General features: G+C 63.6%; 12 protein-coding genes and 3 pseudogenes. 6 read left to right on the forward strand and 9 right to left on the reverse strand.

Going from position 1 to position 14,445, the window contains the following annotated elements:
* From V5B39_RS18925 to V5B39_RS18950, 7 genes and pseudogenes are all read right to left on the reverse strand, one after another.
* Window positions 1-328, reverse strand: a pseudogene (locus tag V5B39_RS18925) (hypothetical protein); the annotation flags it as partial.
* A 141-nt stretch (window positions 329-469) separates the two neighbouring features.
* On the reverse strand, window positions 470-883 hold the full coding sequence (locus V5B39_RS18930; protein ID WP_332344415.1) for a tetratricopeptide repeat protein: 414 nt from the start codon (window positions 881-883) through the stop codon (window positions 470-472).
* On the reverse strand, window positions 880-1,848 hold the full coding sequence (locus V5B39_RS18935) for an RHS repeat-associated core domain-containing protein (protein WP_332344427.1): 969 nt from the start codon (window positions 1,846-1,848) through the stop codon (window positions 880-882). Before V5B39_RS18935 ends, V5B39_RS18930 begins: the two co-directional genes overlap by 4 nt.
* A gap of 14 nt (window positions 1,849-1,862) precedes the next feature.
* Window positions 1,863-2,204 carry a hypothetical protein gene (locus V5B39_RS18940; protein ID WP_332344416.1) on the reverse strand — a complete coding sequence of 114 codons (342 nt, stop codon included), beginning with the start codon at window positions 2,202-2,204 and terminating at the stop codon, window positions 1,863-1,865.
* Window positions 2,205-2,497: 293 nt separating this feature from the next.
* Window positions 2,498-2,839 (reverse strand): annotated as a pseudogene (locus V5B39_RS22270) (RHS repeat-associated core domain-containing protein); the annotation flags it as partial.
* A gap of 81 nt (window positions 2,840-2,920) precedes the next feature.
* Window positions 2,921-4,201: pseudogene (locus V5B39_RS22275) on the reverse strand (Ig-like domain-containing protein); the annotation flags it as partial.
* Window positions 4,202-4,216: 15 nt separating this feature from the next.
* The gene (locus V5B39_RS18950; RefSeq protein ID WP_332344418.1) at window positions 4,217-7,876 is read right to left on the reverse strand and encodes a DUF6531 domain-containing protein; all 3,660 of its coding nucleotides are present in this window, start codon (window positions 7,874-7,876) and stop codon (window positions 4,217-4,219) included.
* Window positions 7,877-8,395: 519 nt separating this feature from the next.
* Here V5B39_RS18950 and V5B39_RS18955 point away from each other — a divergent pair.
* Window positions 8,396-8,974: a hypothetical protein gene (locus V5B39_RS18955; RefSeq protein ID WP_332344419.1), complete on the forward strand. Its 579-nt coding sequence runs from the start codon at window positions 8,396-8,398 to the stop codon at window positions 8,972-8,974.
* Here the strand turns inward: V5B39_RS18955 and V5B39_RS18960 are convergent.
* Window positions 8,968-10,353 (reverse strand): vanadium-dependent haloperoxidase, encoded by a 1,386-nt coding sequence (locus V5B39_RS18960; protein WP_332344420.1) that lies wholly within the window; start codon window positions 10,351-10,353, stop codon window positions 8,968-8,970. The two genes, V5B39_RS18955 and V5B39_RS18960, sit on opposite strands and share 7 nt — an antisense overlap.
* A gap of 978 nt (window positions 10,354-11,331) precedes the next feature.
* Between V5B39_RS18960 and V5B39_RS18965 the strand changes: the two genes are divergently transcribed.
* On the forward strand, window positions 11,332-11,631 hold the full coding sequence (locus V5B39_RS18965) for a BrnA antitoxin family protein (protein WP_332344421.1): 300 nt from the start codon (window positions 11,332-11,334) through the stop codon (window positions 11,629-11,631).
* Window positions 11,632-11,637: 6 nt separating this feature from the next.
* Here V5B39_RS18965 and V5B39_RS18970 read toward each other — a convergent pair whose 3' ends face one another.
* Window positions 11,638-11,859, reverse strand: a complete 222-nt coding sequence (locus V5B39_RS18970; RefSeq protein ID WP_332344422.1) for a DUF4160 domain-containing protein — start codon at window positions 11,857-11,859, stop codon at window positions 11,638-11,640.
* A 206-nt stretch (window positions 11,860-12,065) separates the two neighbouring features.
* On the opposite strand from V5B39_RS18970, the gene V5B39_RS18975 reads away from it, so the two are divergent.
* The 4 genes from V5B39_RS18975 to V5B39_RS18990 all read left to right on the forward strand — a co-directional run bounded on the left by V5B39_RS18975 (window position 12,066) and on the right by V5B39_RS18990 (window position 13,956).
* Window positions 12,066-12,263, forward strand: coding sequence for a type II toxin-antitoxin system VapB family antitoxin (locus V5B39_RS18975; RefSeq protein ID WP_332344423.1), 198 nt, complete (start codon window positions 12,066-12,068; stop codon window positions 12,261-12,263).
* Window positions 12,260-12,631: a type II toxin-antitoxin system VapC family toxin gene (locus tag V5B39_RS18980; RefSeq protein WP_332344424.1), complete on the forward strand. Its 372-nt coding sequence runs from the start codon at window positions 12,260-12,262 to the stop codon at window positions 12,629-12,631. The genes V5B39_RS18975 and V5B39_RS18980 overlap by 4 nt, the downstream gene beginning before the upstream one ends.
* 585 nt (window positions 12,632-13,216) lie before the next feature.
* Window positions 13,217-13,447 carry a DUF433 domain-containing protein gene (locus V5B39_RS18985; protein WP_332344425.1) on the forward strand — a complete coding sequence of 77 codons (231 nt, stop codon included), beginning with the start codon at window positions 13,217-13,219 and terminating at the stop codon, window positions 13,445-13,447.
* Window positions 13,444-13,956 carry a DUF5615 family PIN-like protein gene (locus V5B39_RS18990; RefSeq protein WP_332344426.1) on the forward strand — a complete coding sequence of 171 codons (513 nt, stop codon included), beginning with the start codon at window positions 13,444-13,446 and terminating at the stop codon, window positions 13,954-13,956. Before V5B39_RS18985 ends, V5B39_RS18990 begins: the two co-directional genes overlap by 4 nt.
* The last annotated feature ends 489 nt before the right edge of the window (window positions 13,957-14,445 follow it).

The following is a 14,445-nucleotide window of genomic DNA, read 5'->3' on the forward strand; positions in this document are numbered from 1 at the left end:
GCTCCGGCATGTCCGCCAGCACCTCGAGTAGCGACATCATCCGCTCGATGACCTGAATGGAACCCTTGTCTGCCTGTTTTTCGGTCATAGCCTTCCTGTCCAGCTGCCGATCCCGCGCCGCAGGGACTCCTCGCCGGCGTTCGGCCACTTGCCCGCTGCAGCTTGTGCGGTGCAATATCTTACCATCATGAGTGGTCCCGGGTTCGCCCATGCCGTGCTCGCGGCGGATCGCCAGAGACCATGAGCTCTGCAGGCAGGCGACCTCCCTTTGAGCATGCCAGCGGTCTGACTCGTGCGCCGGCAGGTTCGCCGGCAGCGGAAGCGGCAACAAGCTTCCAGCCGCGGCCACATGGAATCGAACAGCGCTGCCACGGTGTTGCCGTCGTCACCAGCGCGGAGAAGAAGGCGAAGGGCAAAGGCTGAGACAGGTGGAGGAGCTTTTTTCTTCTCGATCCCTACCCGTATCGAGCTACCGAGGACCGCCAGAGTAGCCGCCGTCTTTGGCGAACTTGACCCACCACGCGGCTTCAGTCGAGTCCTGCTGCACCCCGAAGCCCTGAGAGAAGTTCTGACCAACGTAGTAAGCCGCGTAGGCTGCCGGGTCCTTCAACCCTTCAGCGCGATAGGCCGCACGCCGAAACCACCTTACCGCTTCCTCGCGATCCCGGGTCACCCCCCAGCCGTATGCGTACATTTCACCCAACAGATGCTGGGCACGAGCGTGCCCAGCCGTCGCCAGCCATTCAAGCTTTGGTCTTGCGGTCTCGTAGCGACCACCCTTCATTGCCATGACAGCACTGTCGAAGGTCGAAGAGACAGCAGCTATCGCCCCACCAATGAGCAACACGATTGCCGCAACGACCATCACCAGCTTGCGCCTCATTGCGTCACCGTGAGTGTGTTCGCTCCGTTTTCTCGCTGCAGCAAGCGGTCAATCCGGTCGTACTGGCGCATGGTTTTCGGGTTCGTCGGATCTGCGGTAATGCAACCAAGGGAAACCGTGCCAGGATGCAACATGAAGCCACAACGATTTATGCCAAGCCGGCACTTCCAACCAGGAATTGGCGGATTAGGCTCCAACCGCCAGAAACCTTCGTTACCCTCCCGGTCGTCCTGATTCATCTTGTAGTTTCCGGGCGGAATTGGCCCTTCATCCTTGTTGTCTGCGCAATCAGGGTTGTTGCGACATTGCCCTGGCACCCCGGAGAAGACCCCCACCGGACCAAGCGTCAAAGATCTACCGCCGCTATTTGGCGTGCATGTCATCGAGTGTGACGAGATTGAGTACGTGCAAGACGCCAGCCCTTCCGGATCAACATTCGAAACCGGGTTCAGATTTGCGTAGACATAGGTGTTGTTGCCCCCTTCGAGCCCAATCGGATCACTCTGCACATACCGCCCCGTCCCCGGATCGTAATCCCTGAAGTAGTTATACTGCAGCTGTGTCTCCCGGTCGAAGTACTGCCCCGGGAAGCGCAGGTTGATCACCGTCGCCCGTCCGTCGCCGTCGGGTTCTTCCTCCGGCAACGCCATCCCGAACGGCTCACCGGTCGGCAGGTTGCGCCAGACGACGACGTTGGCTTCGTTGGTCGCCACACGCGGTGTGCCGAGACGGTCGCCGTGCAGGTAGAGGACGGTCGGCCCGCTACTGGTGACCGTGATCGCTACGGCCGGGCTGCTGCGCATCGCGCCGAGGTTGTCGGTCGCCTTGGCCGTCAGGCTGTAGCTGCCGGCCGGGACGTTGCTCCAGACGGCGCTGTACGGCGGCACGGTCGCAATGCCAATCAGCGTTGCCCCCTGAAAGAACTCGACCTTGGCGATCGTCCCGTCGGTGTCGGCGGCGGTCAGGGTGAGCTAGGCGGCTATTTACTCTGGCCCCTTTCCTGCTTTCCTGTGAGCCACTGCACCGCCTTAATCAGCCCCGCTATCGTGAATACAGAACCGACAATACCCAAGATTTCAAAGACATGGTGCATCGCATTAAAGCCCCTGAATTTCTCTAATGACATGAGCGAAACTACTACAGCACCGCCAAACTGCAAGATGGTTTGAGATACAAGCAAAGCGGTGCCGACCACAACCAATCCCCATCCAGGCGGCCGAAGGTGAGAACGGGCCAGCGCTAGCGCCGCAATAAAACAGACCAAGAGCAAAATTTGCGCTGCAGCAAACCCGATAGTTCGCAGCACATCAAGTTCTTGCATAAGAAAATCACTCCTTATTGACACTCGCACTTCGTCTTACACTGGTTGAAAGGCACCGAACATTTTTCAAACTCTTGCAAGCACCTGAGAGAGGCTCCAGATTGAAGTCCCCTAGGCCTGCCCATTTCAGGATCTTTATATTGCATCATGCACATGGCGTACGCATTGGCGCATCTGATCTGGAGAGCGTCGTTGGCAGTAGCACATTTCAGCTTACACATGACCTCGTCCGGCGGGAAATTCCCTGGGCCTTGGCCCGGCGGATATTTACCTCTTCCCGCTGCTACCCCCATTAGACCGAAGGGATCGGCCAGGCTAACCGGATTAGCCTCGACATAGCCATACGTATTGATCCCCCCCGCCAACCCAATCGGATCACTCTGCACATACCGCCCCGTCCCCGGATCGTAATCCCTGAAGTAGTTATGGTGCAGCTGTGCCTCCCGGTCGAAGTACTGCCCCGGGAAGCGCAGGTTGATCACCGTCGCCCGACCATCGCCATCCGGGTCCTCTTCCGGCAGCGCCATGCCGAAGGGCTCGCTGGTCGGCAGATTGCGCCAGACGACGACGTTGCCTTCGTTGGTCGCCACTCTCGGCGAGCCGAGATGATCGCCGTGCAGGTAGAGGATGGTCGGCCCTGCTCCAGTCACGGTGATCGGCACCGCCGCACTGGTCCACGTTCCGCCGCGGTCGTCGGTCGCCTTGGCGGTCAGACTGTAACTGCCGGCCGGGACGCTGTTCCAGGTGACGGTGTACGGCGCCGCGGTGGCGGTGCCGATCAGCGTCGCGCCCTGGAAGAACTCGACCTTGCTGACCGTCCCGTTGGTGTCGCTCGCCGTTGCCGTGAGCGTCACGTTCGCGGGTGCCGTGAAGTTCTCGTTGACGATCGGGCTGACCAGACTGACAGTTGGCAACGCGTTCGCCGCCTGCACCGTGATGCTGCGCGCCGCGCTCGTCGTCACCCCACCGGCGCTGTCGGTCGCTTTCGCCGTCAAAATGTAGCTGCCAACCGTCGTCGGCGCCCAGAGGATGGTATAGGGACTCGCCGTGCTGCCGCCGATCAGGGTGGCGCTCTGGTAGAAGTCCACCCGGCTGATCGGCGTATTGACCTCGGCTCCGCTCGCTGTTGCCGTCACAGTCACGGTGACCGGCAAGGTATAAACGGTGCCCTCGTCCGGCGCGGTCAGGCTGACCGTCGGCGGCGTGTGGATCACGGAGACGCTCACCGCATCGGGGGCGCTGGCAAGTTGTCCGTCACTGACGATCAATTGTGCGAGATAGTCGCCCGGACGGTCGGCGGAGAAGGTCGCGCGCGCACTGTTGGCGGCGGCGAGGACAGCGCTGCTGCCAACAGGCCTGCCGATCAGCGACCAGGTGTAGCTGAGGGGCGCTCCTTCAGGGTCCAGGGAGACGCTGCCGTCGAGGACGACCAGCTTGCCCAGGGCAACGCGCTGGTCGGGGCCGGCATCGGCCAGAGGCGGGCGATTGATGTTGAGCAGCACACTGGCCGAAAACAGCCGCCTCAACATGCCCTTGAAGCCCGCCGACACCCGCAGTCGAACCGGCGTGGTCTCGGTGAAGACAGCGTCGAGGGTGTAGACTTGGTCACCAGCGACGGCGTCGCCGTTCAGCCCGTCGTCACGTAGCGAGCCCACGACGGCGACCGCCGCCCCGGCGTCGTTGACGCGCTGCAGGTTGACGCTGCCGGGGATGACTGTCGGATCCGTAATCGTGACAGTCACGCGGATAGTCGTCGGCGCACCGGGTGCGACCGTGCTCGGTGTGATTTGCATCCCACCGATGCTCGGCGCAGCCCAGGCGGCGAATACCGTCAGCAACAGGCTTGCGGCAGCCAGCATTTGGGCGAGCAGGGTCCACCGAAATGGCAATGACGCTCCCGCCTTCATTCTCAGCGTGGCTGCGGCAGGCACGAGGTCGATCAGGGCGAGCAAACGGAAGCTGGCGTAGTGAAGCAGGTCGTGGCAAAGACTTCGCATGATCCGTCCCCTGTCCTACTGAATGATGGCCAGCGGCTGGTCGCCGAGCCAGACGTAGTCTTTGCGGGGGGTGCCGTCGGGCGCGGTTTCGCTGATCAGTCGGCCTTCCTGGTCGTAGTGGTAGACGGTGTCCTCGGCCCCGGTCTTCCGGATGCGCTGCCCGAGCGGGTCGAGACGGTAGGTGGTGGTGGCGCCGGCTACGGTGACACCGGTCAAGCGGCCGCGCGCGTCGTAGGCGAAGATCTGGCCGGCGCCATCGCCGGTGACGCTGCCATTGGCGTCATAGGCGTACGCCTTGGCATTGCTGCCGGCGATGGCCGACAGGCGATTGCTTGCCGGGCTGATCGTATAGCTGCGAGTGGCGCCGCCGCTGGTCTGACTCAAGCGGTTGCCCGTGGCGTCGTAGGCGTATCCGTGGGTGACGCTGGGCAGGACAGCCTGGGTCAGCCGGTCGAGCGGGTCATAGCCGTAGCTCGCGGTCTGGGCGGGTGCATTGATGTTGGTCTGGGCGGCGATGCGCGAGGCCGTGTCGTAGGCGATCTGCCAGGTCTGGTTGCCGAGGGTGTAACTGCTCGGCCGGCCGTCGGTATCCTGGCCCCAGGTCAGGAGCTGCCCGGCGCCGTTGGTGAGTTGCCTGATGCCGCCGAAGGGGTGATACGCGATGGCGGTCGCGAGTGTCCTGACTTGGCCGCCGGTGGTGAGTCGGATTTCGCTGATCTGCCCCTGGGCATCGAGGGTGTAGTTGATCTCGTTGCCGCTCGGGTAGCTCAGGCCGACCAGGCGGCCTTTGGCGTAGCGGTACTGGGTGACATAGGCGACGCCGGCCAGGCTGCGGGTTTCCTGCGTCAGGCGGCCGTGTGGGTCGTATTGCCGGCCGATGGCGGCGACGAGCGTGCCGGCGGCGTCGCGTTGCTCGATGCGGGCCAGACGTCCTTTGCCGTTGGCGCCCAGATCCCAGAGCAAGACGTCGTGGCTGTTGTCAGCGTAGGTGACGCGGGTGAGGCGATTCAGGGCGTCGTACTGGCGGCTGGTGGTCTGGCCCTTGGCGTCGGACGTGGTCAGTTCGTTGCCGGCGGCGTCGAACGTCCGATGGGTGGTGCCGCTGTCTGGGGAGTTCAGCTGGCTGGTGTTGCCCAGGCCATCGATGGTGTAGCGCGTGGCGAGAGTGCGCGGGTCGGTGACGCGAATCAGCTGGCTCTGGCCGTCGTAGGCGTATTGGGTGATGCCGCTGGCCGGGTCGGTCACCCGGATCAGGCGGTTGAGGGCGTCGAAGGCCTGGGTCGTGCTGCGGGTGCCGGCACCCTGCGGGGTGGTGATGCCGCTGAGGTTGCCTTGCGGGTCGTAGGCGTATTCGGCGTGCAGCTGGTTCAGGGATCCGAGTTCTCGGCTGAGGCGGCCGAGCGCGTCATGAACGCGCGGCTTCGTCTGGCTGAGCTGGCCGGCAGGGTCGCGGGTGTCTTCCCGGATACGGTTGCCGGCAGCGTCGAGGGTGTAGGTCAGCGTGTTGCCAAGGCTATCGGTGACCTGCGTGAGGCGATGCGCGGCGTCCCAGCTGTAGCTCAGGCTGCTGCCGTCGGGCAACGTAATGCGGATGAGTTGACCGGCGGGGTCGTAGGTGTAGGCCGTGTGTTCGTCACCGACGGTCTGGCCGGCAAGGCGGCCGCGAGGGTCATAGCTGAGGGTGGTGGTCAAGCCGTTCGGATCGACCACGATGAGCGGCCGGCCGTCCAGATCATAGGCGGTGACCTCGGTGACGTGGCCCAGGGCGTTGGCAACTGTCGCGAGGTTGCCGCGTTTGCCGGGGTCGGGGTCGGCGGCGTCGTGGTAGCCGTAGGTGGTGAGGTCGGTGAGGTCGCTCCGCGGGCCATCGGCGCTGAGGACCTGGCCAAGGGAATTGTAGGTGAAGGTCCAGGTGCGGGGGCTGCCGACCACGGGGGCGGCGAAGCCAAGGCTGCCATTGCCATCGGTGGTGGCCTGTTCGCTGCGGCTGAGAGTGTTGCCGGAGTCGTCGTAGGTGAAGAGGGTGCGCTTGAGGGGTTCGGCAATGCGCAAGGGCAGACGGTAGCTGGCGTGCCATTCGCTGCTGATGGTCCGGGCTTCGGCCTGGCCGGAGGCTTCGAGGCGTCTGATCTCGAGGTTGCGAGTCAGGTCGTAGGTGTAGGTCGTGAGCCGACCGTTGAAGTCGGTGCGGCTGGCAACGTTGCCGTTGGCGTCGTAGGTGAAGCTGCGGGTGAGGCCGGCGATGAGCGGCTGGCTGATGGTCGACACGCGGTTCGCGCCGAAGAGGTTGTGGAAAGTGTATTCCGTAACCGCGCCCAGGGGGTTGGTGACGTTGCTGCCGGTAATCCTGCCGGCAGCGTCTTTTCGGTAGGTGAAGGTATGGCGATCGACACCACCGGCGTGCTCGCTGCTTGCGGCGAGGGCACTGGTGTCGTAGGTCCAGGTCGCGTAGGGGTTGGCGTTTTCATCAGTGAGGCCAGTGAGAAGGGCGGGTTCGACGTTGCCGCCGACGCTGACGCTGGTGTAGCTGTAACTGCGCACGTGAGAGTCGGGGCGAGTGACGGTGGCGAGGTTGCCGTTGCCGTCGTAGGTGTAGGTAATTCTCTCGCCAGCGGGTGTGGTGAGTTCGCTGAGGAGATTCTGGGCGTTGTAGGTGAGGGTGAGGCTGCGGCCAAAGTTGTCCTGGATGCCGGCGAGCCGATCGCTGCCGGGCACGTAGCTGTAGCTGAGCGAGCGTCCACCTCGTTCGACGCGGGCGAGGCGCCGGCCGGCGGCATCGAAGGTTTCGACGGCGTCGTCGCTTTCGCGCCAGGTCCAGCCGGTGGCGGTCTTCTTCAGTTGGCCGACGATGTCGGCGTCGCTGACCCAGTCGGTAGCGCTGCCGGCCTTGGGGCGGAAGTAGAGGATCTGGCCGTCGTCGCGGAGCAGGAGGACAAGGTTGGCGCCGGCGGCCGGATTGAGCAGGACGTCGTGGTTGTGTCGCCAGCGGTTGCCCAGCGCGCGTTGGGCGGCACTCCGGTCATGATAGGGACTCTGACTGTGATAGTAGCGCTTGAAGTTCAGCGGTGAGGCGCCGCCGAAGGTGTAGTCGGTTTCCCACTGGACCTTGCAGCCCTGGCCGGGAACGATCGGGTTGCCGATGCACAGGTCGGGCGCCTTGACCACCGGCGGTGGCGTACAGGCGGCGGAACCCGGCAGCCTGGCCAGGCCGCCGGTGCAGCCGCAAGGGATTGGGAAACCCTCGCCCGGCGCGATGCCCTTGACGAATTCGTCGATGTAGGTGGCGTTCAACGGGTGGGCCGACAGGCCCAGATCGACGGCAACCACGCCGTCATCGATGGTGCCGAGAAAGCGATCATGCGCGATCAAGCCCATCGAGCCGCACTGATTGCGAAAGACCCGCGTTGAATTCAGCGATCGGTAGGCCTGAATGACGGCAGCTGGGGTTCCTGTGAACGAGGTGCCGTTGAAGTAGCTCGGCACGCCGCCCGAGCACAGGAGTATCGTGACCTGGTACTCATAGCTGCCGTCCGGGTATGCGGCGGAAGCGAAGAACTCGTTGCCGATCGTTCTGACGCCGGCTCCGACGGTGCAAGTCGCAGCTTCCGTCACCAGCGGCAGTGCCGATGCGGCGACGAACGCCAATTGGATGGCAACGTGCAGCGGCCGCATCATGCGCCTGCGGTTTCCCATACCCCTTCCCCTCGAACGTCGACAGCCTAAAACCCCGATCCCCGGCCCATCTGCCTGTTCGACGCCCTGCCATCAGCGCCATTGCGCAGCCGGCGGCGGACAGGCGACTACCGGTGCCGAAGGCGTCTGAAGCAAGCAGGTCCAGTCGATCCGACGGCGTCGGAGCGAGTCTATATCTCTGCCTGCAGTATGGTCAACTCTCGATCTGAGGCTGCCAATGCGTGCCCTGGTGCTTGCACGGGGGCACCGGCCAGCGACAAAGTCGAACGTGAAAACCACTCGTCCCTGCATGCCAGAGGGTCCAGGAGCAGCCGATTGGCGACGCTTGACGATGGCCACAGGACAGGTAGAAACTTGGGCAGGGTCCCGCGCGAGTTGCCGGCGAGTTGCCGATTTCCCTGCAGCGAGAAACAGAGTCCGAGGAGGATGACAACCCCCATGCACCCATCGAGATTGGGTCTGACAGCTTGCGGCCGGCTCTTGGGTCTGGCCGCCCTCAGCTTGGCGCTGCCCGCTCTTGCCGAGCCCTCATGCGCCAACCCGGCGATCACCTCACCGGCCGACGAATCGACCGTGGCGTCAGTCAGGCCGACGATTCACTGGCAAGCTGTGGCCGGCGTGGCAAGCTATCGTCTCCAGCTCGTCAGCCGAGAGCCGGAAGGCCGGACGTTGGCCACCATCGATACCCTCGTCAGCGACACCCGTTTCGTGCCACCACAGGCGCTGAGCGACGGGTTCGCGCGGGTCAGCGTGCGCGTGACCAGCCAGTGCCCGGCCGGGGCGTCGTCGAGGTCATCGCCAGGTCGTGATCATCGCTTCCTGATCGACGCCCGGTCTGCCTGTGCGGTCGCCGGTATTGGCCTTGATTTGACCGAGAAGCGTCTCCGCTGGGCAGTGACCCCCGGCGCCGATCGCTACGAAGTCTTCGCCTACGATCCGGGCGACGGCCGTCTGCTGTTCAGGCAGGAGACGAGCCTGCCTGCCGTTGTCCCGCCGACCTCCTCTACCGGGCCCGTGGTGGTCGCCATTCGTCCCCGTTGTGGCGAAGTGTTCGGGCAGACCGGCTACTTCGCTTATTGAACGACGGGTGGCGCGGACTTGTCGCTGGCCCGCAGGTGGCGATCGCCGAGGCTACGCTTGATGACCCGGCGCCCGATGGCGCGGCCCAACCGCAGTCCCTCGTCGTTATCGCTGCGAAAGTGGATGCCGCCGTAAAGCCGCGACATCGCCGCCTCCGCGGCCGCTGCGTGCAGTTCGCCGGCCTGCTCCGGAAAGAAGGCGGCGAACACCTCGGCCGCCGCCCCTGAGGCCGCCGCATGTCCCGAGACATAAGCGGGGAAGGGCGGCGTGAACAGGTACGGCAGAAAACTCGGATCGAGCTGCTCGCGGATCACATTGACCGGCCGCACGGTCCAGTGCTCGAACTTCGCCCGCCAGCAGGCGACGAGCGCGTCCGCCATCGCCACATTGAGCGCCGCCAGCAAGCGCGCCGTCTCGGCGGTGTCGAGGCGGTGCCGCGCCACGAGGTTGATCGCCTTGCGGTTCCAGACCCCCGGCGGTGTCACCGAACCCTTGTCGAGGTTCCACTCGTCGGCGATGCGCTTCTGCTCCGCGGTCAAGGCGCGTGACACCTGCAGCACCTCGCGAGCCTCTTCCCGGTGGCGATCGCTGCCGTAGGGCGGAGGCGGTGGCGGAGCGATCTCGCCGCCGTCGGTCAGAGCCCAGGTCCGCCACCGCCCGGCCAGCGATTCGGTGGGCTGGTATAGATTGAGCGGCGGTGCCGCGCGCCAGACTGGCGCAGCGGCCGCCGGACGATCCGCCGGGTTCCAGGTCGCATCGCCGCCATCGTCAAGCGCGCGCCGGATCGCCGCGGCGGCGATGCGGTGGCCTGCCTGGCGAGCGGCGGCAAGCGCCTCCGGTGAGATGCCTGACTTGGCAGCGACCGCCAGCATGGCGCCGATGCCGAGGGCCTCGAGGCGTCCCGGCGACTCGCGCGGGTAGAAGTGCGCCAGGACCGCGGCGCTCGCCACATGCACTGCCACCGCTTGCGCTGCCTCTCCGCTGCGCGTTGCCGCCAGCTCTCCGATCGCGTCGTTGGCCGCCGCGTGCACGTGCGCCAGCACGCGTGCCGCGCGCAGTGGGTTCTGCTGGTACTTGACGATCAGTTCCAGAGCAAGTGCATTCCAGGGCAGCGACGCCGGGCCGACCGCCCACTTCCGGGCCAGCACATCGCTGGTGAACCGCTGTTGAATCGAATCGTCAACGATCATCGCCAATAGCGGCGGCGCAGCGGCTTCCGGTACGGCGAGTAGACTGCTGACGGATTGCTCGGGCAGCCACAGCACCCAGCGGCCCGGGTCGGCTGCCGGCGCCGCGGATCCCCGCGCTGGCGGCACGTCCGCCGCCAGGCCGTCGGTGCACAACAGCAGGCACAGCCCGCCAACAAGCGCTCCGACCAATCGGTACCGAGAGAAAACGTCAGTCAGCCTGCTGGGGCGACGAACGAAGCCCGGCCCGACCTGCCAGGCCCTTATCCGCGAAGGTGAGCAGTGCGGTGGCATTGGCCTAGATCGTCGAGAAGCTTCAGGCACCTGACCCTGAAATTGTCGGCGCCAACCGTGGTTTCCATCAGGTATCTCCATTGTACTGTGGTCATAGGTAGCCGCGACGCAGCGCCGCGCGGGCGGCGCTCACTCCAAAAGGGCTGATGATATTCCATCGCCCTCCCGTCGAGAATTGGCTTTTGAAAAGGCCCGGCGTGTCGTTCCGGGGATGGCGAACGATCGCTCGCAGATCGCTTGTTGGCATAAGCGCGGCGAGCCTCGCCGCGCGCCTGCTATCACGTGATGCGGGAGCAAATACCGTTTGACGGCAGCGGGCATTCGCCTGAGGAATGGAGCGGAGGCGGTGAACCATGCACGGGGTTGGCTGACAACCATCAGACCTGATTGGGCCGCCGTCCTCCTCTCTGCCCGACTTGATCGGTTCGCCTCTGCCCTGAGCCACCAGGGGTTGGTGCCCGAAGCCCCGCCTTCGAGCAACCACAGATCTGTCATCGGCGCGAGCCGTGCGGCATGGACACGCGCAGGGCCCCGACGGTTTTCCGGGGCCGCCATGGCGGCCAGGGGCGTCATCCGAACTCGCTCTGGACGACAGCCTTGATCCTGATGGGTGACTGGTGCGGGCTGGTTCCGACACTGCAAGAACGAAAACCTGGGCGCGATCGTCGAGTGGAAGCCAAAAGTGTGGGGAACGAAAATGAGTCGCGGCTACAGCGCGAAGAAATTTGTTCGCCCGGCTGACCGGAGCCGGCTAATGGGGAACCCCGAGTGGGCCAAAGAGCTTGACGTATGCACAAACATGCTTATACTCAGGCTGTGCGCTATACCTAACGGATGAAGAAATCCGGTTGATCTCGATGCGGAAGGCGGAGCGAAATGAACAGGAAATCTACTTTGGCAACCTTTGACGACGACGCCCCGATCACACAGGGTGACATCGATGCTGGCCGGCTGGTCTTGCGCAAGCGTGTCGAGGGGCGGGTGGCGCCAGCGAAGAAGCGCGTCACGCTGTATCTCGATGCCTCTCTGGTTGAGCATTTCAAGGGAATGGCTGGCGAGCGCGGCTATCAGACGCTGATCAACGAAACCCTGAAAAAGTCGCTACAGCAATCCGATATTGAAACGATGATCAGGAAAGCCATCCGCGAGGAACTGATGAGCGGGAAGGCGGCGTAAGTGGCTTCAGGGCAGAGAAAGAACAAGGCAAACCTGCCCTTGCCTCCGTCGCCGGTCGATGCGTGAGGGGTAACCTTCTCGCCACTCGCTATGCGCCCTGTATGGCGTCTGACCGCTGGCAGCGAGTATCCAGTCCGCCATGAGCTCATCCTGGTGAATTTCAATCCAGGCCTGCACGAGCTTCATCTGGCGAGAAGGCAAGTTTCCCTCGAGCTTGCCGCGCCACATCGAAGTTGTGCGCAGGGATGCGAGATTACCAGGCCCGGAGGCGTGCTGAAGGAAAGTGCTGTAATGTTGGTCTTGATCCCGGCGGAGTTCCGGCTTGGTGCTCTATGCGACCGGGTGATGCTTCAGGGCTGGCAGGCGACCGTTGACGTACCAAACATGTCATCAAATGATGTTATGATCAATGCTTCTGCAAGAAGGGGAAACGCATGCGGACCACAGTCGCACTCGATGATGACTTGCTCGCCAAAGCCCAGGCTCTGACAGGCGTTTCCGAAAAAACAGCCCTGCTTCGCGAGGCCCTGCGCGCCCTGATTCAGCGCGAAAGCGCGAAACGCCTCGCACTTCTCGGCGGTTCGGAGCCGCAACTGGAGGACGTGCCGAGACGCCAGGCTGAGCCGGCATGATCCTGGTCGATACCTCCATCTGGATCGACCATCTTCGCCAAACTAACGAGCGGCTACGTCGCATGCTGGAGCAAGGCCGCGTGTTGATCCACCCCTACGTGATCGGCGAAGTGGCCCTGGGTAACCTCCGCAATCGTGACGCGATCCTGAACGCGCTACAGGATTTGCCGCAGGCAGCCGTCGCTACGGATGTCGAAGTACTGCGTTTCGTGCAGCAAAATACTCTCCACGGGATAGGCATCGGCTATATCGACGCGCATTTGTTGGCGGCGGTACGTCTTTCGCCCGGGGCAACCTTGTGGACGGCAGACCGAAGGCTGCTTGCTGCTGGCCAGAGCTTGGGATTGACGGAACACGAGATTCATTGAACAACGTGGCGCCGGCTGATCGGTCATCCGCTTTCTGCGTTTCTGCGTTTCTGCCGACGACTATCTGGCGAAGGGCTCACATTAACGAACGAGCGTACCACTCCGCTCACGTTGGAGTAGCAGCGATCAGAAAAGGAGACAGGCTGGATTGCAGGACTTGATCCCGACTCCCTGTTGAAGCGCGCCTTCCTTGTTCGAATGTCGGACTGGACAGCGGAAGCTGCCGGAAGCCTCTGGTATCGGCAGGCATCAGCGTATCGCCATCGTCTCGGCGCGGGATGTCCTTGCTCGGGATGATGCGAAAGCCAAGGCTCTCGCTCCGGACGATAGCCTGGATCCTGATGGGTGACTGGTGCGGACTGGTTCCGACACTGCAAGAACGAAAACCTGGGCGCGATCGTCAAGTGGAAGCCAAGAGTACGGGGAACGAAAAATGAGTCGCGTGCACAGCGCGAAAAACCTGTTCGCCCTGTTGACCGGAGCCGGCTAATGGGTGACCCAGTCTTTCCATTTATTGTTGCGTGTGCTCGTGTGCAGCCAGATCTGACGCGCACGGGTAGAATGGCTTCGTCACAGGAGGCAGAGATGAAGACGTTCGATCGCATCACCATGGATCCGGCGATGTTGGGTGGCCAACCGACGGTGCGCGGCATGCGGCTCACGGTCAGGCGGGTAGTGGAAGCCGTAGCGCTATACCCAAATCGCGACGACCTGTTTGCCGAATATCCGGAACTCGAAGCGGAGGACGTCCGTCAGGCGCTGGAGTTCGCCGCGCAAAACCTCGATGACCGGGTGATAGTTTTGGAGCTGGCTTGATCCGGCTGCTGCTGGACCAGGGGCTGCCACGCTCCGCCGTCCGATTGCTGGGCGATGTCGGCTGGAACGTGGTACACGCGGGAGACATTGGCATGGCCCGCTCATCGGACAGCGACATTCTGGACTACGCTCGCCGGGAGCGTCGCGTCTGCGTGACCCTGGATGCTGATTTTCACGCCCACCTCGGGAACGTGGTACACGCGGGAGACATTGGCATGGCCCGCTCATCGGACAGCGACATTCTGGACTACGCTCGCCGGGAGCGTCGCGTCTGCGTGACCCTGGATGCTGATTTTCACGCCCACCTCGCCGTGAGCGGCGCTGCACGCCCTTCGACGGTCCGTGTCCGAATCGAAGGCTTGAACGGCTGCGCTGTGGCCGAGCTGCTGAAGAAGGTGTGGCCGGTGATTGGCGATGCCCTGGACCGGGGCGCAATGGCGACGATCACTGAACGCGACATTCGCCTGCACCGCCTGCCGATCGGGCGGAGCGACGAGCAAGAACAATAGACCCCGGTGACTGCAGGCGGGTTCGCGAAAGGCTCGAAACTCCCGCGAGGACTGATGCTCACGGTATTCTCGTTGCGGTCCAGTCATCCGAGGGTGGTGGAAGCAGCCGTCAATGGCCGCGCGAAACCCACGCTGCGAACGTGGAGTTGGAGCCACACTCGCGGCAAACAACCATCAGTCGCGCCTACAACGCGAAAGAAATGGGTTCGCCCTATTGACCAAGGCCGGCCAATGGGCGACGCCGCTCTTGTGGTTGGCGAAGACCAAGACCAGATCCCGACAGATGACCCCGACAGATAAGGATATAGTGCCAAGGGCTGACCCCATCCTTAAAGGGCAAATCATTCTCGGCAGTGTGTGTGTGTTAGTGGCTGCGAAGAACCGCGGATATCTGGCGCGCAAAGATGGCGGAGAATGGTTGACTGTTGGAGTCAACAAGAAAGGGGCCGATTGAGGCCCCTTGAAGTCTGAGCGGTCGGCGGCGTTCAA

Origin of the sequence: Accumulibacter sp., assembly GCF_036625275.1 — a bacterium.
Classification (GTDB): domain Bacteria; phylum Pseudomonadota; class Gammaproteobacteria; order Burkholderiales; family Rhodocyclaceae; genus Accumulibacter.